Here is a 20,885-nt window from a genome sequence, read left to right on the forward strand (position 1 = left end):
GGCGCCTTACAAGCTTAGAGGCAGTTTCAGGGTAATTTCGCTGTTAGGCGCATTATCCGTGACACCTACGTTCACGGAAAGGCTTAATGTTGTGCTATTCGACAACCGGTGGGCCAGGCCGAACGATAGTGACCCCACATGAATCCGATCGAAGTTGGCATCAAAAAGGCTGTTATCCTGCTCAAAACTGGTTTTACTGATTACTGAATGATCGTACCCCAGGCTGAACGAGGTACGCTCGTTAAACGCGAAGCCCATGCCAAATCCGAAACGTACAATGTCGCCCGGGTCGATAGTACCACCGTTGATCTGGCCCTCATCTTCTTCCATTGTCCATACGTAGCTCAGGTTGCCAAAAAGCACGGCGGGATCGCTCGGGTATATAAAGGAAAAGCCGGGTTCAAATGACCAGAATCCGGAACCGGTCGGACGCTCGTTCAGAGTCACTCCAATGGGCACGCCATCTTCGGTGAACAGTGTGGTCTTTTTAACATCATAGGGCCCTTCGCCCGTGGGCGCACGTACCCGGAATACGCCGATCACATAAGGCCAGCCCTCCAGCCCGTCATTCAGCTGATAGCGTGTGGATAGCTCCACGTCGCCCAAGCCGTTACCGGATGACTCACGCAGATTGTCCACGGGCGTGCCCTTAAATACATCGCGCTCGCGCAAGTCTTCACTGATGCTCAGATAGGGCACCCGAACCGCGGCCTCCAGGCGGCTGGTAAAGCCGTACTTCAACGACACGGCGCCCACAAAAGTATCCCGCTGCACTTCGGATATGTTGATTAGCCCGATCAACAATGCGGGTATAACCGTGTAGCCCTCGATTGCCACCAGGGTAGAGCTGCTGTGGGAGTAAGACAGCGATGGTTCAATAGTGAAGCGCTTGGGCCGGGTGACAATGCCGCGGTCCGCGGTGATAGACGCAATGCTGGTGGCCTGGTCCACCGGGGGCGGATTGATGTTACCGGTATTTTCCTGGGCGTACGCCGGTGTTATGGCCAGAGTAGCGGTTAATAGACATAGCCTGGGGGATGTCCACAGTGGTGAATGCAAAAGGTGTGTCATACACAATCTCCTTCAGAGTCTTCATCTAGGTGTAAAGTTGTATGTTTATGCTTTTCCAATAGGCGATAGAACGAAACGCGGGAAATCGCCAGCATGCGGGCTGCAGCGCTGACGTTATGTTGTGCCAGGTTCAGGCTGCATGACAGTGCGTGACGTTCGGCTTCGTTGCGAAACGCAGAGAGTGTCAGTTGTGAAGGGTTGCCGGGAGTTGGCAGCGCCGCCTGTAAGCCCAGGCTGCGGGGGCTGATGGTGGCGCTGTCGCTGAGCAGCCCGGCTCGGCGCAAACGATTTTGCAGTTCGCGCAGATTACCGGGCCAGGTATGGTGTGCAAGCGCCGAGATGGCGGCGGTGCTGAGTTTTTTCGGGGTGTTGTTTTGGTCTAAAAGTAACAGGGCGAGGGTAATAATGTCGTCGGGGCGTTGGCGAAGTGCCGGCATATTAATAATCAAGCTGCCCAGACGATAGAACACATCGCTCCGGAACTCGCCCTGGCGAACCAGCTCGCCAAGGTCTGAAGAACTGGTTGCCAGAATCCGTACGTCCACGATGAACGATGCCTTGCCTCCAATGCGCTCAAGCCGGCCTTCCTGCAAAAAGGGCAGCAACGCCGATTGCTGTTTCATACTGAGCTCATCAATACCGGCTAGTAACACTGTGCCCCGGTGCGCCAGTTCCAAACGCCCCGGATGGGCTTTCAAAGCGTGGGTGAAGGCGCCTTGTTCGTAGCCGAACAGCTCGCTTTGGGTCAAGGATTCAGGCAGCGCGGCGCAGTTAACAACCACATGTGGGCCATAAGTACGGTTGCTGTTTTTCTGGATAAAGTGAGCGGCGGCTTCTTTACCGCTGCCGCTTTCGCCGGTGATCAACACCGGCTCGTCAACCGCAGCGAAACGCCGCAGTAAGGAGCGGGTGTCACAGATAGCGGGCGACGAACCGGTCAGCACAACATCGTTGAAATCCGGCCCGCGCCGGTTACTGTCGTAACCGTCTGTGGTTTGGATTTGCAGCTCCGCCATGCCCCACAAATGCCCCAACATCGCTGTGAAACGGCCCATATCCAACGGTGCCGAGTGGTAGTCAGAGCAGTAGCGGGCAATGAACCGCTGGGTATCGGAACCCGGAGATGGATAGATGTCGACAATGGCAACCCAATAGCGCAGCCCCAGAAACTCAATCCAGCGACAAAAGTTACCGACATCGCTGACATTGAACCGGCGCAGATCTGCTACGCCAGCACGTGTGCCTGCACAGGACGGCGGCGCCAATGGCATATCGTCACTGGCGTTGATGGCGTACACCTGATACTCAGACCCAAATTCTGGTATGTCTGGTACGTGGGTTGATAGCCATATAAGTGTTCGGCATGGCGGCATGAAAAACCTCCATTTCGTCACAACATAAGCCACACATCACGAACATTGGGTGTTGCGCACAAAAATCCTATCCGTAGATGGCTGCAAACAACATTTAAAGCATAAGGTGTGCCAGAGAACCTGCGAAGCGGGTTATCAAACAGTTAGCAGAATCATCTATTGCGTGAAAAAATCGATATGTAAAATTCGTTGACACTTAGGCTGTCGAGGGCGGTTCAAAACCGTCCGGCGCGGATGCTTCCCGCTCCATGATGTGGCTTGCCAGGGCTACGCCGGTTTCGCTCATGGTCAGGTAAGCTTCGTTGGCGCCGGCTTCACGTATTTGGTGAGCTTCGTCCTGGAACATGGTGTGGGCCACAATGTAGCCGGTGAAACCCATGCGCCGCAGCATGCGGGCGGCAATCAGTTTGCCTTCAATGTCGGCCATGGCGAGGATCACTGAATGCACCTGGGGCATATGCAGATTGCTCCAAAAGGTGGTGTCTTCGGCATCGGCAAACACCACATTGCGCCCCGCCACGCTGTGCTGGGTAATTTTGTTGGGGTCAGAATCCAGTCCGACCAGGGTCGGTTCGGTTTCGATCAGCCAGTCGTAAGCGGCGGTACCGGTACGCCCCATACCCATGATGAGAACCTTGGCGTCAGACAGCGCCAGGGGCTGTTCGTCAGGGTGATGTTTATTGGTTTCGTAGCATTCCAGGCGGCTGGCAAAGCGCTCGTAAAGGCCGTGAGCGATGCGGTTCAGGGGCGCTGAAATGACAAACGACAGCGCCACGCTGATGGCCAACGGCACCATCCACTGGGGCAGGGCAATGCTGGCCACAATCAGGCCGAATTCGCTGTAGTTTGTCAGCGCCAGCGACGTTAGAAAACTGCTGCGCGCGCGCAGGCGGAACAGAATCATCAGGAAGAAAAACAGTATTCCTTTCAACGGTAGAATCAGGCTGGCAGCCAATGCAAACATCAATGAATGGGCGTCTGGCAGCCCGCCAATGCCGATTTGCAGGAAAAACCCCACCAGGAATATCTCTTTCACACTCCACAGAGATTTGGCCAGCTCCTGACTGCGTGGGTGATTGGCCAGCACCGCACCAAACAGCAAAGCACCAAGCTCGGAGCTCAAGCCCAAGGCTTCAAAGCCCAAGCCGCCCAATACCAGTGCTAAAAGCATGCCCAACAGCACCAGTAGTTCATCGTGGCCGCTGGCATCCAACAGGCGGAACAGCAATGGTCGCAATAGCGGCAGGCCGAACACAATCAAGGCCCATTCCGACGGCGTTTTCCCCGCAGCCAGGCTCATTACGACCAGCGCAATCAAGTCTTGCATCACCAGAATACCGATGGCTACGCGGCCATGGAAGGCGCGCAACTCGCGCTTACTTTCCAGCACTTTAGCGACCAGAATAGTGGATGAAAACGACAGCGCCGCCGCCAGCATGAAGGCAACGTACCAGGTAATATCCAAAATTAGATACAGCCCGGGAGTGAACACAAAGCAGGTTATGCCAAAGTGCAGCAGGCTACCGCCAATAACCTCGGGGCTGATGATGGTCTTGAATTTCAGCTTCAAGCCCACCGTAAACAGCATCAGTAACACGCCCAGGTGCGCAATGTGGCCTAATACTTCGGTGGGCTCGGCAGAGATATTGGAACCCGGGAACGCCGTTAGTGCGCTGAGTGTGAAACCGGCCGCCAGATAACCCACCAGGGGTGGTAAATGAACCACCTTGACCAGCAGGCCAAGACCAAACGCAAAGGAAATCCATACAGCTTCAGGCATGAGAGGTTCTTTCAGGGAAAACGGATTATAGTCGGCGTAAGGCTACCTTGTTTTTCCCAATCGTTGAAGCCGATAACAACGGAGCCTCTTGCCTGTTTGTGTTACTCGGCTTTTGAAGCATGGGATTTGGCAAACTCCAGGAACAGACGGGCTGACTCTTCCGGCGCTTCAATCATGGGCGCGTGACCAACACCGTCCAATACCTCCAGTTGTGCACCCGGGATGATGTCCACAAAGACTTCGCCGTTACGGTAGTTAATCACACGGTCTTCCTTGCCCCAGACGACCAGGACCGGGGCTTCGATGCGGCTGACCATACTGCGGAAACCCGTCTCGAAGCCAGCGCCCCGGATGGCGGCAAAAATCACTTCATTCACTGTCTGATTGGCAAGAGCCTGGTCTTCCATAACCCCAAGAATGGGCCAGGGAATAAACGGCTTTTTCTCAAGAGCGAAATCCATCAGACGCTCAAAATCTCCAGGTTTTGAGGGGATAAGTGGGTTGTCACCAGCTGCGACCAAATCAAACAGTTCGCTCTCGTAGTCAAGGATACCGGCCGGGTCGAACAGTACGGCAGTTTTGATCTGTTCCGGATAAGTGGCGGCATATAAGGCCGTAATGGCGCCGCCCATGGAGTTGCCCATCATGTGCATCTTGGCAATGTCCAGAGCCTGAAGAATACGGGCAAGGTGTGCCACTTGCTGGTCCAGCCGATAACCGAGATCCAGCGGTTTGCTGCTTTCGCCGTGGCCCGGAAGGTCTATGGCATAAACGTTAAATTTATCTGTGAGCTCCCGGGCCATGCGGGTCCAGTTGTCTTTGTTGGCACCAAAACCATGAACCATCACGATGGTCTCGCCGTTGTTCATTTCTGCGTTTCGCAGGTACGCAATGTTCAGTTCGCCCAGAGTAATGCTGGCAGCCTCAAGTCCGGCGGTGGAACGCTCATAGTCGATAGCCTTCTGATATATGTCATTGCGGGAGCATGCGCTTAAAAGCACAACGGATAAGAGCAAGAAAAAGGTAATATTAGGTGACTTTTGCAGCATTTGAGCAGTTCCAGGCTGTTTGTGTAACGGGGCAGGCGCGTGAGTTTACATTACCCCATAAAAAAGCCCGGTCAACGACCGGGCTTTTGCTCAGGGTGTCGTATTACGCCTGCTCGCGGGCTATGGCTCGATACGCGATGTCTTTGCGATAAAACGCACCGTCCCAGTTTATCTTTCCAGCAAGTCTGTAAGCCCGTTGTTGGGCTTCGGTCACAGTATTGCCCAGTGCGGTTGCGCAGAGCACCCGGCCACCGCTGGTGACCACCTGGTTGCCATTCAGCTTTGTGCCGGCGTGGAAAGCTTTTTCGCCCTCGGTTTCGGTTTCCGACAGGCCAGAGATGGCATCCCCTTTGCTGTAGCTGCCGGGATAACCACCTGCCGCTAGAACAATACCCACGGCGGCCCGGGGGTCCCAATCGGAGCTGCACTGGTCCAGTTTGCCGTCAATCGCGGCCTGACACAGAGCCACTAGATCCGACTGCATGCGCAGCATGATGGGCTGGGTTTCCGGATCGCCAAAGCGGCAGTTGAATTCGATCACCCTGGGAGCACCAACAGAGTCGATCATCAGGCCGGCGTACAGGAAACCTTTGTAGGGGTGGCCTTCGGCTTTCATGCCGCGCACGGTCGGGTAGATAACCTCATCCATAATGCGCTGGTGCACCTCGGGGGTTACCACCGGCGCCGGGGAATAAGCACCCATGCCACCTGTGTTGGGGCCGATATCGCCATCGCCCACGCGTTTGTGGTCTTGCGAGGTCGCCATGGCCAGCACGTTATCGCCGTCGACCATGACGATGAAGCTGGCTTCTTCGCCGTCCAGAAACTCTTCAACAACCACGCGGCTGCCGGCGTCGCCAAAAGCGTTGCCCGCTAGCATATCGCGGATGGCGTTTTCCGCTTCGGCCAGGGTCATGGCCACAATCACGCCTTTACCTGCAGCCAGGCCGTCAGCTTTGACCACAATAGGCGCGCCTTGCTGGCGCACGTAGGCCAATGCTTCATCCACGTCGGTAAAGTTGCCGTAGGAACCCGTGGGGATTTTATGGCGCGCCAGAAAGTCTTTGGTAAAAGCTTTTGAGCCTTCTAGTTGCGCGGCGCCGGCGCTGGGGCCAAACACCCTCAGGCCACGCTCTTCAAACAGATCCACAACACCGGCAACCAACGGCGCCTCGGGCCCGACGATGGTCAGGCTGACGTTGTTGCTGGCGGCAAAGTCAGCCAAACCGTCCAAATCCATCACATCAATGGCGACGTTTTCCACACCGGCTTCAGTGGCGGTGCCGGCGTTACCGGGCGCTACGAAAACGGTGTCGGCCAGTTCCGACTGCGCGGCTTTCCACGCCAGGGCGTGTTCGCGCCCGCCATTACCAATAATCAGAATATTCATGATGCGGTCCCTACGGGTTAATGGCGGAAATGGCGCATGCCAGTGAACACCATAGCAATGCCGTGCTCGTTAGCGGCGTCGATCACTTCCTGATCACGCATGGAACCACCGGGTTGGATCACCGCGGTAATACCGGCGGCGGCGGCGGCATCAATACCGTCGCGGAACGGGAAGAAGGCGTCAGAAGACATGACCGAGCCTTTTACTTCCAGGCCTTCATCGGCGGCTTTAATGCCGGCAATCCTGGCGCTGTACACGCGGCTCATCTGGCCTGCGCCCACGCCGATGGTGCGGCCCGCTCTAGCGTAAACAATGGCGTTGGATTTGACGTATTTGGCCACTTCCCAGGCAAACAGCAAATCGTTCAGTTCTTCTTCGCTGGGCTGGCGTTGGGTGACCACTTTTACATCAGCCATGGCGACCATGCCCAGGTCACGTTCTTGCACCAGCAAGCCGCCGGTCACGCGTTTGTAATCCAAAGCCGGGGCGCGCTCACCGTCAAATTCGCCGCAGGCCAGCAAACGCACGTTTTTCTTGGCGGCTATCAGTTCTACTGCTTCGGCGCTGATGCTGGGGGCGATGATCACTTCCACAAACTGGCGCTCAATAATGGCTTTGGCGGTCGCTGCGTCCAGCTCGCGGTTGAAGGCAATGATGCCGCCAAACGCCGAGGTGGGGTCTGTTGCATAGGCCAGCTCGTAAGCTTGCAGAATGTCGGCACCAATGGCTACACCGCAGGGATTGGCGTGCTTGACGATCACGCAAGCCGGGTCGGCGAAAGGTTTTACACACTCGAGCGCGGCGTCGGTGTCGGCCACGTTGTTGTACGACAACGCCTTACCTTGCAGCTGGGTGGCGGTGGCCACACAGGCTTCTTTCGGGTTGCGCTCGGCGTAGAACGCGGCGCGCTGGTGCGGGTTTTCGCCGTAGCGCATGTCCTGCACTTTCACAAACTGGGCGTTGAAGGTGCGCGGGAAATCCGGGTTGTCGTTATCGGCGGTGCGCCCGCCCAGATAGTTGGCAATAGCGCCGTCGTAGCCCGCGGTGTGCTCAAAGGCTTTTACGGCCAGATCGAAACGGGTAGCAAAGGTCAGTTCGCCATCGTTACTTTCCAGTTCTTTCAATACCCGGTTGTAATCGCGGGTATTCACTACTATGGCCACATCGTTGTGATTCTTGGCTGCCGCGCGAACCATGGTGGGGCCGCCAATGTCGATGTTTTCAATGGCGGTCGCCAAGTCGCAATCCGGATTGGCTATGGTGTCTTCAAACGGATAGAGATTCACCACCACCATGTCGATGGGGTCTATGCCGTGTTCGGCCATGACGGCGTCGTCGGTGCCACGGCGGCCCAAAACGCCACCGTGAATTTTCGGGTGCAGGGTTTTTACCCGGCCATCCATTATCTCCGGAAAACCGGTGTAGTCAGACACCTCGGTGACCGCGACGTTGTTTTTCTTAAGCAGACGAAAGGTGCCGCCGGTGGACAGCAACTCTATGCCGCGCTCGCTGAGCGCGCGACCAAATTCAACAATGCCGGTTTTGTCACTGACACTGATCAGCGCGCGACGAACGGGAGTATTTGCCTGATTTGCCATGGGTCACTTTCTTCCGGATCGGATGTCGGGTTTAAAGCAGATCGTATTGCTTGAGCTTCTTGCGCAGGGTGCCGCGGTTCAGGCCCAGCATGGTGGACGCTTTGGTCTGGTTGTTGCGGGTGTACTTCATCACCTGTTCCAGTAACGGAGCTTCTACTTCTGATAGCACCAATTGATAAACCTCGGTTACCGGAGCGCCATCAAGCTGGGTGAAGTAGTTGGTCAGTGCAATTTCTACGCTGTCACGCAGGGTGACTGGGTTGCCGCTGGTGCCAACCGTTTGCAGTTGGTGAATGTCATCATTGGCGGATGCGTTCAGGGTGTCGTTTGCCAAAGTTTCAGCTTTCATGCTGCGAATACCTCTTCATTTCGTAAGCTTGCGAAATACTGTTGAATGCTGTTGTGCTGCTCCAACGCGTCGTTTATGGCATTGAAGCGTTGCCGGAAGCGTTTGTCTTGGTCGTGGCTTTGCAAATACCAGCCCACATGTTTGCGGGCAATGCGCACACCCATGGTTTCTCCATAAAAATCGTGCAGTGCCAGCAGGTGCTCGCTCAATATCGTTTCCACTTCATCCAGTGGCGGCGGTTTCATGTGTTCGCCTGTTTCCAGAAAATGCAGGATTTCCCGAAAAATCCAAGGCTGGCCCTGAGCCGCGCGGCCAATCAGCAGGCCATCAGCCCCGGTGTATTGAAGCACGTCGCGCGCTTTTTCCGGGCTGGTGATGTCGCCATTGGCGAATACCGGAATACCAACGTCGGACTTCACCCGGGCAATGGTGTCGTACTCGGCATTGCCCGTGTATTTGTCGGTGCGAGTGCGGCCATGTATGGCCAGCGCCTGAATACCGGCTTCTTCTGCCATGCGCGCAATAATCGGCGCGTTGCGGTGATCCTCATCCCAACCGGTGCGCATTTTTAGGGTCACCGGTATGTCTACGGCGGCTACTACCGCCTTCAGAATCTGCAGCACCAGAGCTTCGTCTTTCATCAGTGCAGAGCCGGCCGCTTTATTACAGACTTTTTTGGCCGGACAACCCATATTGATGTCGATGATCTGGGCGCCAGACGCAGCGTTCATACGCGCCGCCTGCGCCAGCATCTCTGGATCGCCGCCGGCAATCTGCACCGAGCGGGGCTCAGGCTCACCTTGATGATTCAGGCGGCTGCGAGATTTCCGGGTGTGCCACATTTTGCTATCAGCAATCACCATTTCCGAAACGGCCAGCCCTGCGCCCATACGCCGGCACAACAGCCGAAAAGGCCGGTCTGTCACACCGGCCATGGGCGCAACAATCAGCGGATTGGGCAAGGTATACGGCCCGATTTTTGCCGTTGGCAGCATGATCTGAATCCGTGTTACGGAAGTTAACGCAAGGCCTGAATATCGGTGAATTGTTCAATAATTGAACGGCCGAATTCCGGAGGGCGCTAATGATACCGCTGGTGCGGCCGCGATTGAAGAGGCAAGGCCGTGAAAAAATTGATTATTTTTCGTGCTTTTTGATTGACTTTTGTGTGCTTGTCGAAAGCCTGCAAGTCGAGTTCGGCCAGCGAGCTTGCGCTGGCTTACTCGGCCTGTGAGCGGAAGTCGATGTTGTAGCTGACCGCCGTTTGTCCCGGGTCTTGAATAGCGATGGCGATGCGTATTGGCGTCTGCGGCGGCATTTCCCGCAACTGTGCGCCCTGGTCCGCCAGGTAGTCTGCAGGGCTGAATACACGCTGTGTAACCTCTTGCCCGTTCAAGTCTGCGAAGGTGAGAACAATGGCCGGAAACGGCTGTGCGAAGGCGGCACGGTTGATAATCACTGCGTCTACCACCAGTTCGCTGCGGTTGGCAGGGTTGGTTTTTACCACCAGTTTGCGGCTGTCTATGGCGCTCATGTCTATCAGCGGTGGCAGCGTGCAACCGGCAAGTTCGCAGCCTTTTTCGTAAAAAGGACGCAGCTGGGGAATTTTGGAAAATTTGTCAAATTGAACCCAAGCCAACTGTGAGGCGATCACCCCGAGAATGGCCAGAACAATCAGTGACCAGGCCAACGCCCGAATTTTTCCGCTGTGATTGGACTGAACCGGAATGGGTTCCTGGCGAAGATTGCTGTAAAGCGTATGCTGCGGTCGGGCGCCGCTCTCGGCGTAAATCTGATGCTCGGACGGCAACGGCCGGCTGTCGCTGGGTTGCGCGAGGCCTTGTGTTTCAAGATTTTGAGCTTCAGCAAGTGGTTCATTCTTGGGTGGTGTTGATTCGGCGGGTGGGGCTGAGCGCCTTGGGCTGTTGTGGCGACTGGCTTCATCCAGAATGGCGTGGGCCCAGCTTTCATCCGAATCCGGGTTTATATCGCTGCTGCTGTCGCGGTCATCGCTATAAACACTGTGGTCCATGGAGCGAAAGCTGTCGCTGAGCTCGTCTTCGGCAAACGTCATGTCGGCTTTAATGTAAGCGCCGTGGGCTGCATCTTCTTCCGGGTTGTCCGCAAACACCAGATCGGCGTCCGGGTCCGGGTTGATAACCGGCTCCGGGGGTGTTGTGATGACAGGTTTTCGCTCTTTGATGCGATTCTCTAAGGCATTGAAAATCTTCATACAGCTGCCGCAGCGCACTCGCCCCTTGGCAGCCTCCAGTTGCTCCCCGGTTACCCGGAAACGCGTCTGGCAGTGGGAGCACTGAGTTTGAAGGTTGCTGGAAGCCATTCTAAATCCCTGAATACAAAGAAACTGAATGCACGGTCGTCTAAATCTTTGGCCTTACCGCTTGATCAATCGTGGCGTCGCCCTGTGAGCCGTATCCATTCACCCTGCTGTTCTGGTTCATCCATAATAAACCAGGGTTCGTAAGCCACCATCACATCGCGGGCCTGATGATTGAGAATGCCAGACAGCACAATGTCGCCGCCCGGGCGGGTTTTCGCTGCCAGGTGTGGCGCCAGTCCGATCAGTGGCTGAGCCAGAATATTGGCGAGCGTAATGTCGGCCAAGGCGTCGGGTTCGTCTTTCGGCAGATACAAAGACAGCCTGCTTTCGTCTACGTCGTTGCGGCGGGCGTTTTCACGGCTGGCTTCCAGCGCCTGTGGGTCGGTGTCGACTCCCATTACATGGTCAGCACCTAGCAACAGTGCAGCCAGGCCTAAAATGCCGGAGCCACAGCCATAATCGATCACTTGTTTGCCCTTTACATCCGCGCCGTCTAGCCACTGTAGGCACAGAGCCGTCGTGTCGTGGGTGCCGGTACCAAACGCCAGGCCTGGGTCCAGCAGCAAATTGGCTGCGCCCGGGTCAGGCGCGTCGTGCCAGCTGGGTACTATCCACAAACGTTCGCCAAAGCGCAGGGGGTGGAAATCGTCCATCCAGGCCCGCGCCCAGTCTTTATCTTCAACCAGCGTTACGTCTATGTCCGCCAGGCTCTGCTGGGTTTGCTGGTGCCAGGCGTCGCGGATGTTGGAACACAACTCGGTAATATCGTAACTGGACTGAAACAGTCCGGTTACGGTGGTTTGGCTCCACAAAGGTGTGGTGCCATGGTCCGGCTCGTACAGAGGCTGGTCAGCGGCGTCTTCCATCGACACCGCATCGGCACCCATTTCCATCAGCACATCTTCGAGCTGATCGGCGCTGTCTGGGTCAGCCGAAATCTTTAATTGTATCCAGGGCATGGTGCTTCCCGCATTGTCGACGCAGGACTCAGTCCCGAATCAGTTTTTCAAGGTAATGTATGGTGAAGTCTACCTGTTTAAAGCCGCCATCGCGCACCAATCTGCGGTGCAGCGGCTGATTGGTTTTAATGCCTTCAACCACCATCTCGTCGAGGGCGTTTTTCATGCGCCGGCGCGCTATTTCGCGGTCGTCACCCCAAGTGATCAGTTTGGCGATCAGCGAATCGTAGTAGGGCGGCACGGTGTAACCACTGTAAAGGTGCGAATCCACCCGTACACCGTTACCGCCGGGCGCATGAAAATGCTTCACTTTACCGGGGCTAGGCACAAAAGTTTGGGGGTCTTCTGCGTTGATCCGGCACTCGATGGCGTGCCCGGTAATCTTGATGTCGTCCTGCGTGTACTGCAACGGCAGGCCGCTGGCGATACGCAGCTGTTCGCGCACGATATCCACGCCGGTCACCATTTCCGATACCGGGTGTTCAACCTGCACCCGGGTGTTCATCTCGATGAAGTAGAAACCACCGTCCTGATACAGAAATTCGAAGGTGCCGGCACCCACATAGCCAATTTCCTTACAGGCATCAACACAGGCTTTCAGGGTTCTTTCCCGGGCTTCGGGGTCAATACCTGGCGCCGGCGCTTCTTCCAGCACTTTCTGGTGACGGCGCTGAAACGAGCAGTCGCGGTCGCCCAAATGAATACAGTTGCCATGCATGTCGGCCAATATCTGTATTTCAACGTGACGCGGGCGTTCAAGGAATTTTTCAAGATACACGGTCGGGTCGCCAAACACGCTGCGCGCTTCGGTCTGGGTAATCTGTACGGCCTTAAGCAATGCCGCTTCCGAATGCACCACCTGCATGCCGCGACCACCGCCGCCCGATGCGGCTTTAATAATCACCGGGTAGCCGATTTTTTTAGCGACTCTAAGAGTCAGGTCGTCGTCGTCGGTTAGCGCGCCGTTAGAACCTGGAACCGTTGGTACGCCTGCACTGATCATGGCGTTGATGGCCGACACTTTGTTGCCCATCAGCCGAATGGTCTCGGCTCTGGGGCCGATAAAGCGGAACCCGCTTTTTTCGACCTGCTCGGCAAAGTCGGCGTTTTCCGCCAAAAAGCCGTAACCGGGGTGGATGCCCACTGAGTCGGTTACTTCCGCTGCGCTGATGATGGCAGGGATGTTCAAATAGCTGTCGGTCGGGCTGTTGGGGCCGATACAGACGGTTTCATCGGCTAAGCGCACGTGCATCAGGTCGCGGTCGACCTTGGAGTGCACGGCTACGGTTTTGATACCTAATTCTTTACAGGCGCGCAAAATCCGCAGGGCGATTTCACCGCGGTTTGCGATCAATACTTTTTCTAACATAGCCATGGCTCACAATCACCGGGTTCAGGAAATGACGATCAGAGGCTGGTCAAACTCCACCGGCTGGCCGTTTTCGACCAGTATTTCGGTGATGGTGCCACTTTTGTCAGCTTCAATCTGGTTCATCATCTTCATCGCTTCCACGATACAGATAACATCACCGGCTTTGATGGATTGGCCCACGGCGATGAATTCCGGCGCGGTAGGCGATGGCGCACTGTAGTAAGTGCCCACCATAGGTGAATTAATGGTATGGCCCTTGGGCGCTGCAGGCTTGCTTTCATGGCCAACCGGGCCCGGTGCTTCCGGTGCTGGTGCGTACATAGGCGCGGCATGCTGTGGTGCCATGTGACTAACGTAATGCGTGCCGGCTGGCTGCTCACGGCGGCGCGAGATACGCACGGAATCATCGCCCTCGTGAATTTCCAGTTCTTCGACGTCGGATTCGTCAAGCAGTTCGATCAATTTCTTGATTTTGCGAATATCCATGATTTGTTCAGCCTCTTTTGTAAGGTCTAGTTAATGCGTTTGTTTGAGTGCGGCCTGAAGCGCCAGGTCATAGCCCTGGCTGCCGAGGCCGCAGATAACGCCTTTGGCGATATCTGAGAAATAGGAGTGGTGCCGAAAGGCTTCCCGCTGGTGCACATTGGACAGATGCACCTCAATGAACGGTATGGCAACCGCCAACAGCGCGTCACGCAATGCGACGCTGGTGTGGGTAAAAGCCGCCGGATTAAATAGAATATAGTCCACACCTTCTACCCTGGCGGCGTGAATGCGTTCAATCAATTCATATTCGGCGTTTGATTGCAGGTGGAGCAGATGATGGCCCGCGGCTGCAGCGCTGCTCTGTAGCCGCTGATTAATGTCTGCGAGAGTTTCGTGGCCATATACCTCAGGTTCGCGGGTGCCTAGCATGTTCAAATTTGGCCCGTGAAGCACGAGAATACTTGCCATAAAAACGAATACCTTTGTTTTACAGAATTGCCAAACTTAGCGACACAATGCGCCCATGGTGCGCACTTATGCTGCTCATATCAATACTTTTTGATAAATTTGGATGGTGATCAGGAGCCTTAATGTGACCTAATGCAGGCCCAGCCGTTCTGATACCGCCGATTATTGTCAGACAGCTCTGTAACAGCGTCCATAAGACGTTGGTTCCATATAGAGCAACCTATTGGCGGATTTGGCGTACGCTTACTACAATAATCAACGTTATCGCGACTATTATAAGGCAGGTTCGCCATTTGTGAGCGTCGCACGCAACGCCAAACGCCCGGAGCAGTTCATTTATGACCAAGGCACGCGCCCGGATGAGTCTGCAGTCAGCCCGCATGGATCGCCAGCGAGGCAGTTTTTCGCTGCGCACTTTGCTGCTGCTGTTCACTGGGGTGTTGTTGGTAGCGTTGCTGTTGGCCAGCGTGGGCGCTAGCTACGGTTATTTCCGCGAGTACGTCAGCAGCCAGCTGGCTGGCCACGCCCAAGATGGCGCTACCGCCGTTGGTCTGTCCCTATCAAACGCCATTGACGGCCGCGACCCCGTTGCATCGAACTCGCTAATTGATGCCGTATTCGACAGCGGGCGTTACTTATCTGTTGAGTATCTTGATCATTCGGGCGCTGTGGTGGCTGGGCGCCGTATCAGCCTTAGTAAGGTTGACGCACCTGCCTGGTTTGTTCATTTCGCAGACTTGCCGACACCGGTCGCCACGGCCCAAGTGGTGCGGGGCTGGCAGCGCTTGGGTCTGGTTAATGTGGTCAGTCATCCCGGTCGGGCGTATCAGGACCTTTGGCGCATCGCAGCGGCGCTGGTTTTGAGTGCCGCCGTTATCAGCAGTATTGGTCTGCTATGTCTGTGGTTGTTACTGCGGCAGACTCTGCGGCCGTTGCATGCACTGGAGCGCCAGGCTGACGCTATTGGTCGGCGTGAATTCCGCCAACGCATTCGGGTGGCAGGCGCCCGTGAGTTACGCCAGGTCACCGTGGCCATGAACACCATGACCGATCAGCTGGAAAAGCTGTTTTATGGGCAGGCACGGCTGATCCAGCAGCTGCGCAAGCTTAACAATGAAGATCCGGTGACCGGCCTCGCCAGCCGCACCGCTTTTGACCAGCGCCTGAAAGTAGAGGTGCTGTCTGAAGAGCGATCGGCGCCGGGCGTGCTGCTGATTTTTCAGTTGTCGCAGTTTGCCAAGTTCAATGTGTCGCTGGGGCGCCAGGAGGGTGACCGGCTTTTGGCCCGCCTGGCCAAAATCATCGAACACTTTACTCGCCAGCACGCCGATGCCTTCGCGGGCCGGCGCATGGGCGCCTCGTTCGTGCTGTATTTGCCCGGTGTCAGCTCTGACGATGCCTTACCTTGGTGTCAGTCACTGCTGGCGGATATTGATGACGCCTACAGTGCCATTGCCAGGCCCTTGGCTGTAGCTGTGCACGGGGGGTTGGCGCCGACCGTTCAAGGCGGCGGCGTGCTGGAGTTGCTGATTGCAGCCGACAACGCCCTGCGCCAGGCTCAGTCGCAGAGCGAGTCTGGCTGTCGCCTGCTGGTTCCCGGTGACGGCACGCAGCTAGGCGCTGAGGCCTGGCGCTTAACGTTGCAGGAAGCTCTGGCGCAGAAGCGTTTCGCACTGTGGCTTCAGCCCGTGATAAATTGTGCAGGGCCGGTTCATGGTGAGCCGCTTTACCATCAGGTATTTTCGCGCATTAATACCGCCGATGGCGCGCTAAAGGCCGCGCTGTTCGTGCCTATGGCGGAGCATCTCGGGCTGATTGCGGCTATTGACCGCCAACTGGTGCACAGCGTTCTGGAGCATCTGCGGCAGCGTCCGCAGATGCCGCTGGCTGTTTCTTTGGGCAACGCCTCAGTTACAGACCCACAGTTTCAGCAGGACCTGCTGGTAGAATTAAAAGCAGCAGGAGCGGTGGTCCGTAACCTGTGGGTGGGCATTTCGGAATTGGCCATTCATCGCCACCGCGAGGAAGCTACCCGGCTCGTGCAGTCGCTGAACGACTTGCAGGTGCCGGTGGTAGTTGATCGTTTTGGCGTCGGCGGAGTGCCGTTTAGCTATTTGAAAAATCTGCGACTGGCAGCTCTGCGCATTGACAACAGCTTCACCCACGGCATTAACGAACATGGCGATAACCGCTTCTTTTTGAAGTCGGTTGTTGATATTGCCCACAGTAGCGGTGTGAAAGTGTTTGCCAGCGGCGTGGAAACCGTTGAGGAATTCAAAGTACTGTGTGATTTGGGCATTGATGGTGCAATGGGCTACCATCTAGGGCGTCCATTCACCGCAGAAAACCACCAATTGATAGGGGAATAATACGCTTATGCCAGGCAAAATCAGGCAGTATTTCAAGGACAAAAAAGGCGATGCCCGGGACTCCTTCGGTGGTGGAATGGTGGGTAAGTTGCTGCTTATCATTGTGGTGGTTTACTTGCTGATTGCCATGATCGTGGGTATGTACTGGAGCAGCGAGCCCGACAGTTTTTCGGTGCGTGAACACACCCGCGCAACCGCCAACGCCATGCAGCGTGAACCGGTAACCGGCTTTGCCACTACCGCGACCATGATCCGCATTGCGGAAACCCTGCTGGATAAACCCGGCGGTTACATTACCAACGACATTTTCCCTCCGGGCCTTTGGCTGGACAACGTGCCCAACTGGGAATTCGGTGTGCTGGTGCAGGTACGTGATCTGGCCCGAGCCATGCGTCAAGACATCAGTCGCGCCCAGAGCCAGTCTTCGGAAGACGCGGACCTGATTATTGCCGAGCCCCAGTTGCACTTTGATAGCGATAGCTGGGCGATTCCCTCAACCGAATCTGAATACCGTCGCGGGATCACCGCTTTGAAGCGCTATTTGGATCGGCTGTCGAGCCCTGATCGGGCCGATGCGCAGTTCTATACACGTGCCGATAGCTTGAACAGTTGGTTGGCCGACCTGGAAACCCGTTTGGGCAGCTTGTCCCGCACCCTGGGTGAGAGTGTGGGTAAAGCCTCCATCTCTGAGACGGTAGCGGATTCGGAAGGCCAGGATCCGCTGGATGAACGGACCGACGGCGCTGATGTAAAAACCGACTGGACCAAAATAGACGATGTGTTTTACGAGGCTCGCGGCAGTTCCTGGGCGCTACTGCACATATTCCGTGCCATTGAAGTGGATTTCCGCAAGGTATTGCAGGACAAGAACGCTACGGCCAGCGTTAAGCAGATCATCATTGAGCTTGAGGGAGCGCAGGGCGACATGTGGAGCCCGGTGATTCTCAACGGCAGTGGCTTTGGCATAATGGCAAACCATTCGCTGACCATGGCGGCCTATTTGTCGCGGGCCAACGCGGCGATCAGTGACATGCGGGCGTTACTGTCGCGGGGCTAGTAATTGTCTCCCGCTGATGTGCAGGCAACAAAAAACCGGGCTTGATGCCCGGTTTTTTGTGAACGGTATAAAGCGATACGCTTTTAGCCGCCGTAAGCTTTGATGGCGTCAACAATGGCTTTTTTCGCAGCCGCTGCGTTGTCCCAGCCTTGGATTTTCACCCATTTTCCGGCTTCCAGCGCTTTGTAGTTTTCAAAGAAGTGATGAATCTGGTTGCGCAGCAGTTCTGGCAAGTCCGTCACGTCTTGTACGTGGGCGTAAGCCGTGGTCAGTTTGTCGTGGGGCACTGCGACCAGCTTGGCGTCGCCGCCGGCTTCGTCTTCCATGTTGAGTACGCCTACCGGGCGACAGCGAATCACACAGCCCGCCTGAACCGGGTAGGGGGTAATGACCAATACGTCCAGGGCATCACCGTCGTCGGCCAGAGTGTGGGGAATAAAACCGTAGTTGGCCGGGTAGAACATGGGTGTAGCCATAAAACGGTCTACCAGCAAGGCGCCCATGTCTTTGTCCAGTTCGTACTTCACCGGTGAGCTATTGGCCGGGATTTCAATGGCGACATAGATATCGTCGGGTGCATTTTTGCCGGCAGGGATGTTATCGAAGTGCATCGGATGGTCCTTCCTGGGTAGGGTTAAAAAGTGAGCGCTATTGTACGAAACTGCGCCGCTCTGTGAAACTAAACGTTGGTCTGGCATGGCAGCCGGCCTTGGCTGCCATGCCAGTCGAGTGGGTCAGCCGCGCTTGAGAGTCTGTACGCCGGTTTTTGTACCCAGCAGCAGCAGATCGGCGGGGCGGCGGGCAAACAGGCCGTTGGTGACTACACCTACAATCTGGTTCAGGCGTTCTTCCACCTGAATCGGGCGCGACAGGTCCAGGTTATAGACGTCAATAATGATGTTGCCGTTGTCGGTGGTGAAATCATCGCGGTACACCGGATCGCCGCCAAGTTTCACGATTTCCCGGCCGACGTGGCTGCGGGCCATAGGCAACACTTCCAGTGGCAGTGGGAATTCACCCAGAATATCCACTTTTTTGGACTCGTCGGCAATGCAGATAAACGTCTGCGCCACTTCCGCCACAATTTTTTCCCGCGTGAGCGCGCCGCCGCCGCCTTTGATCAGTTCCAGTTGTTCGTTGACTTCGTCTGCGCCGTCTACGTAAAACTCCAGATCTGCGGTGCTGTTCAGCTCATAAACGGGAATGCCGTGGCTTTTCAGGCGTTCAGCGGTGGCTTCGGAGCTGGCTACGGCGCCGTCAAAATCGTTGCGAATGGCCGCCAGCAAATCAATAAAGCAGTTGGCAGTGCTGCCGGTGCCCACACCAATGATGCTGCTGCTGTTCAGGCGGGGGCTGATGTAGTCGATAGCGGCTTTGGCGACCGCTTGCTTCAGTTCGTCCTGGTTCATGGTTGAGCCCGTTGCGGAAAATGAATGGGATGCTTGCAGTATACAGCGTCTGGACGGGCTGCTTATAGACGGTTGCGGGTAAAACTTTCTACACTACGGGCTCTTTCGGTGGTGCCCTACGCCAAATCTCTTTCGAATCACGCCTAATTCATTCTTAAATTACATTGCGGAATCGACATGTCCCAACGCTATATCAAGAAAATACTGAATGCCCGCGTTTACGATGTTGCTAATAAAACGCCGCTGACCGAGGCCGTTAGCCTGTCGCGGCGCTTCGGCAACAACATTTTTTTGAAGCGTGAAGATTTGCAACCGGTATTCTCGTTCAAGATTCGCGGGGCCTACAACAAGCTGGTGCAGCTGTCGGAGGAGCAGAAGGCCAAGGGGATAATCTGTGCGTCTGCCGGTAATCACGCCCAGGGTGTGGCCTTGTCGGCAAAAAAACTGGGCATCAAGGCCGTCATCGTAATGCCTCAGACGACGCCAGAGATCAAAGTGAAGTCTGTGCGTGGGCACGGTGCCAAGGTTGTGCTCAGAGGCGACGCTTTCGACGAAGCCGCGGCCCACGCCCACGAGCTGATTGAAAAGCATGGTTACACTTACATTCCTCCCTACGATGACCCAGACGTGATCGCCGGTCAGGGCACGGTCGCCATGGAGTTGTTGTTGCAATTCAGCAAGCCCATCCACGCGGTGTTTATCTGTGTAGGCGGTGGTGGGCTGATTGCTGGTATGGCCGCCTACATAAAATATCTGCGCCCGGAAATAAAAGTGATAGGTGTAGAGCCGGAAGACTCAAACTGCTTGCAGGCAGCCATGAAAGCCGGCGAGCGGGTGATATTGGACGAAGTTGGGATATTTGCTGACGGCGTGGCGGTCAAACAGATTGGTGCCTACCCGTGGGAAATCTGCAAAGATCACGTAGACGAAGTGATTACCGTATCCACCGATGAAATCTGCGCCGCGATAAAAGACATTTTTGAAGACACCCGTTCCATTGCCGAACCCGCCGGGGCGCTCGGTGTGGCCGGTATTAAAAAATACATAGAGCGGGAAAAAATCGAAGACGAAAATCTGATCGCGACCCTCAGCGGCGCCAATATGAACTTTGACCGTCTGCGTTATATTTCGGAGCGCACCGAAATCGGCGAGAAGCGCGAAGCCATCCTGGCGGTGACCATTCCGGAGAAGCCCGGCGCGTTCAAAACCTTTATCAACGCTCTGCACAAGCGCAGCATCACCGAGTTCAATTACCGTTACGCGGATAGCAAGCAAGCCACGATATTTGTTGGCATTCAGATTCAGGCCGGTGGCCTGGGCCGAGACGAACTGGTGCGGGAACTGCGCGAAACCGGTTATTTGGTACTGGACCTGACAGACAGCGACTTGGCCAAGCAGCACATTCGCCACATGGTGGGGGGGCACGCTCCGGGTATCAGCAATGAAAAAGTGTTTCAGTTCGAGTTCCCCGAGCGTCCCGGTGCCCTGCTGAAGTTTTTGATGTCGCTTGGCACGCGTTGGAATATTTCGATGTTTCATTACCGCAATCACGGTGCGGCGTACAGCCGCGTGCTGTTAGGCGCTGAAGTGGACGATGACGAAGTGAGGGACTTTGAGAAAATGCTTGAGAAGGTCGGTTTCCGCTATGAAAACATGACCAATAACGAAGCCTACCAGCTGTTTCTTGGAGCAGGAAACGGCAACAGCCACTCTAGCTGATGGCGTCGCGGGCGCTGAGTGCCTGCTTGGACCTTTGAGTGACTGAAAGTTAATCTGTCAAAAATTGTAAAATGGCGGGGGAATGATAATCTTCC

18 protein-coding genes are annotated in these 20,885 nt (G+C 55.7%); 3 read left to right on the forward strand and 15 right to left on the reverse strand.

Annotated elements, in window-relative coordinates; all coding sequences use genetic code 11:
• Positions 1-6: 6 nt before the first annotated feature.
• From MIH18_RS15110 to aroQ, 13 genes are all read right to left on the reverse strand, one after another.
• Positions 7-1,071 (reverse strand): transporter, encoded by a 1,065-nt coding sequence (locus tag MIH18_RS15110; protein WP_249006506.1) that lies wholly within the window; start codon positions 1,069-1,071, stop codon positions 7-9.
• Positions 1,068-2,444 (reverse strand): sigma-54 dependent transcriptional regulator, encoded by a 1,377-nt coding sequence (locus MIH18_RS15115; RefSeq protein ID WP_249012777.1) that lies wholly within the window; start codon positions 2,442-2,444, stop codon positions 1,068-1,070. The genes MIH18_RS15110 and MIH18_RS15115 overlap by 4 nt, the downstream gene beginning before the upstream one ends.
• Before the next feature lie 196 nt (positions 2,445-2,640).
• Positions 2,641-4,224: a cation:proton antiporter family protein gene (locus tag MIH18_RS15120; protein WP_249012778.1), complete on the reverse strand. Its 1,584-nt coding sequence runs from the start codon at positions 4,222-4,224 to the stop codon at positions 2,641-2,643.
• Between the two features lie 101 nt (positions 4,225-4,325).
• Positions 4,326-5,273, reverse strand: coding sequence for an alpha/beta fold hydrolase (locus MIH18_RS15125; protein ID WP_249012779.1), 948 nt, complete (start codon positions 5,271-5,273; stop codon positions 4,326-4,328).
• A 103-nt stretch (positions 5,274-5,376) separates the two neighbouring features.
• A complete protein-coding gene (gene purD, locus MIH18_RS15130; RefSeq protein WP_249012780.1) occupies positions 5,377-6,663 on the reverse strand; it encodes a phosphoribosylamine--glycine ligase in 1,287 nt (428 codons plus the stop codon).
• A gap of 17 nt (positions 6,664-6,680) precedes the next feature.
• Positions 6,681-8,261 (reverse strand): bifunctional phosphoribosylaminoimidazolecarboxamide formyltransferase/IMP cyclohydrolase, encoded by a 1,581-nt coding sequence (gene purH, locus MIH18_RS15135; RefSeq protein ID WP_249012781.1) that lies wholly within the window; start codon positions 8,259-8,261, stop codon positions 6,681-6,683.
• A gap of 31 nt (positions 8,262-8,292) precedes the next feature.
• Positions 8,293-8,610, reverse strand: a complete 318-nt coding sequence (gene fis / locus MIH18_RS15140; RefSeq protein ID WP_249006500.1) for a DNA-binding transcriptional regulator Fis — start codon at positions 8,608-8,610, stop codon at positions 8,293-8,295.
• On the reverse strand, positions 8,607-9,605 hold the full coding sequence (dusB, locus tag MIH18_RS15145; protein WP_249006499.1) for a tRNA dihydrouridine synthase DusB: 999 nt from the start codon (positions 9,603-9,605) through the stop codon (positions 8,607-8,609). The genes fis and dusB overlap by 4 nt, the downstream gene beginning before the upstream one ends.
• 224 nt (positions 9,606-9,829) lie before the next feature.
• Positions 9,830-10,951 carry a DUF3426 domain-containing protein gene (locus MIH18_RS15150; protein ID WP_249006498.1) on the reverse strand — a complete coding sequence of 374 codons (1,122 nt, stop codon included), beginning with the start codon at positions 10,949-10,951 and terminating at the stop codon, positions 9,830-9,832.
• 65 nt (positions 10,952-11,016) lie between these two features.
• Positions 11,017-11,910 carry a 50S ribosomal protein L11 methyltransferase gene (gene prmA / locus MIH18_RS15155; RefSeq protein WP_249006497.1) on the reverse strand — a complete coding sequence of 298 codons (894 nt, stop codon included), beginning with the start codon at positions 11,908-11,910 and terminating at the stop codon, positions 11,017-11,019.
• Positions 11,911-11,938: 28 nt separating this feature from the next.
• On the reverse strand, positions 11,939-13,285 hold the full coding sequence (gene accC / locus MIH18_RS15160) for an acetyl-CoA carboxylase biotin carboxylase subunit (RefSeq protein ID WP_249006496.1): 1,347 nt from the start codon (positions 13,283-13,285) through the stop codon (positions 11,939-11,941).
• Between the two features lie 18 nt (positions 13,286-13,303).
• On the reverse strand, positions 13,304-13,768 hold the full coding sequence (gene accB, locus MIH18_RS15165; RefSeq protein WP_249006495.1) for an acetyl-CoA carboxylase biotin carboxyl carrier protein: 465 nt from the start codon (positions 13,766-13,768) through the stop codon (positions 13,304-13,306).
• A 30-nt stretch (positions 13,769-13,798) separates the two neighbouring features.
• Entirely contained in the window at positions 13,799-14,236 is a 438-nt protein-coding gene (gene aroQ / locus MIH18_RS15170; protein ID WP_249006494.1) for a type II 3-dehydroquinate dehydratase, read from the reverse strand.
• A gap of 338 nt (positions 14,237-14,574) precedes the next feature.
• On the opposite strand from aroQ, the gene MIH18_RS15175 reads away from it, so the two are divergent.
• Together MIH18_RS15175 and MIH18_RS15180 are read left to right on the forward strand one after the other, a co-directional pair.
• Positions 14,575-16,605, forward strand: a complete 2,031-nt coding sequence (locus MIH18_RS15175; protein WP_249006493.1) for an EAL domain-containing protein — start codon at positions 14,575-14,577, stop codon at positions 16,603-16,605.
• A 7-nt stretch (positions 16,606-16,612) separates the two neighbouring features.
• Entirely contained in the window at positions 16,613-17,662 is a 1,050-nt protein-coding gene (locus tag MIH18_RS15180; RefSeq protein WP_249012782.1) for a DUF2333 family protein, read from the forward strand.
• Between the two features lie 83 nt (positions 17,663-17,745).
• On the opposite strand, the gene ppa is transcribed toward MIH18_RS15180, so the two are convergent.
• On the reverse strand, positions 17,746-18,273 hold the full coding sequence (gene ppa, locus MIH18_RS15185; protein ID WP_249006491.1) for an inorganic diphosphatase: 528 nt from the start codon (positions 18,271-18,273) through the stop codon (positions 17,746-17,748).
• Between the two features lie 123 nt (positions 18,274-18,396).
• Entirely contained in the window at positions 18,397-19,071 is a 675-nt protein-coding gene (gene rpiA / locus MIH18_RS15190) for a ribose-5-phosphate isomerase RpiA (protein ID WP_249006490.1), read from the reverse strand.
• Positions 19,072-19,248: 177 nt separating this feature from the next.
• Here rpiA and ilvA point away from each other — a divergent pair, with 177 nt between their 5' ends.
• Positions 19,249-20,790, forward strand: coding sequence for a threonine ammonia-lyase, biosynthetic (gene ilvA, locus MIH18_RS15195; protein WP_249006489.1), 1,542 nt, complete (start codon positions 19,249-19,251; stop codon positions 20,788-20,790).
• The last annotated feature ends 95 nt before the right edge of the window (positions 20,791-20,885 follow it).

This window comes from Marinobacter sp. M3C, assembly GCF_023311895.1.
Classification (GTDB): domain Bacteria; phylum Pseudomonadota; class Gammaproteobacteria; order Pseudomonadales; family Oleiphilaceae; genus Marinobacter.

What these genes read in the sequence shown, in the direction of transcription:
- MIH18_RS15110 (WP_249006506.1), bottom strand. Translation starts at nt 1,071, where the DNA reads ATGACACACCTTTTGCATTCACCACTGTGGACATCCCCCAGGCTATGT.
- MIH18_RS15115 (WP_249012777.1), bottom strand. Translation starts at nt 2,444, where the DNA reads ATGCCGCCATGCCGAACACTTATATGGCTATCAACCCACGTACCAGAC.
- MIH18_RS15120 (WP_249012778.1), bottom strand. Translation starts at nt 4,224, where the DNA reads ATGCCTGAAGCTGTATGGATTTCCTTTGCGTTTGGTCTTGGCCTGCTG.
- MIH18_RS15125 (WP_249012779.1), bottom strand. Translation starts at nt 5,273, where the DNA reads ATGCTGCAAAAGTCACCTAATATTACCTTTTTCTTGCTCTTATCCGTT.
- purD (WP_249012780.1), bottom strand. Translation starts at nt 6,663, where the DNA reads ATGAATATTCTGATTATTGGTAATGGCGGGCGCGAACACGCCCTGGCG.
- purH (WP_249012781.1), bottom strand. Translation starts at nt 8,261, where the DNA reads ATGGCAAATCAGGCAAATACTCCCGTTCGTCGCGCGCTGATCAGTGTC.
- fis (WP_249006500.1), bottom strand. Translation starts at nt 8,610, where the DNA reads ATGAAAGCTGAAACTTTGGCAAACGACACCCTGAACGCATCCGCCAAT.
- dusB (WP_249006499.1), bottom strand. Translation starts at nt 9,605, where the DNA reads ATGCTGCCAACGGCAAAAATCGGGCCGTATACCTTGCCCAATCCGCTG.
- MIH18_RS15150 (WP_249006498.1), bottom strand. Translation starts at nt 10,951, where the DNA reads ATGGCTTCCAGCAACCTTCAAACTCAGTGCTCCCACTGCCAGACGCGT.
- prmA (WP_249006497.1), bottom strand. Translation starts at nt 11,910, where the DNA reads ATGCCCTGGATACAATTAAAGATTTCGGCTGACCCAGACAGCGCCGAT.
- accC (WP_249006496.1), bottom strand. Translation starts at nt 13,285, where the DNA reads ATGGCTATGTTAGAAAAAGTATTGATCGCAAACCGCGGTGAAATCGCC.
- accB (WP_249006495.1), bottom strand. Translation starts at nt 13,768, where the DNA reads ATGGATATTCGCAAAATCAAGAAATTGATCGAACTGCTTGACGAATCC.
- aroQ (WP_249006494.1), bottom strand. Translation starts at nt 14,236, where the DNA reads ATGGCAAGTATTCTCGTGCTTCACGGGCCAAATTTGAACATGCTAGGC.
- MIH18_RS15175 (WP_249006493.1), top strand. Translation starts at nt 14,575, where the DNA reads ATGACCAAGGCACGCGCCCGGATGAGTCTGCAGTCAGCCCGCATGGAT.
- MIH18_RS15180 (WP_249012782.1), top strand. Translation starts at nt 16,613, where the DNA reads ATGCCAGGCAAAATCAGGCAGTATTTCAAGGACAAAAAAGGCGATGCC.
- ppa (WP_249006491.1), bottom strand. Translation starts at nt 18,273, where the DNA reads ATGCACTTCGATAACATCCCTGCCGGCAAAAATGCACCCGACGATATC.
- rpiA (WP_249006490.1), bottom strand. Translation starts at nt 19,071, where the DNA reads ATGAACCAGGACGAACTGAAGCAAGCGGTCGCCAAAGCCGCTATCGAC.
- ilvA (WP_249006489.1), top strand. Translation starts at nt 19,249, where the DNA reads ATGTCCCAACGCTATATCAAGAAAATACTGAATGCCCGCGTTTACGAT.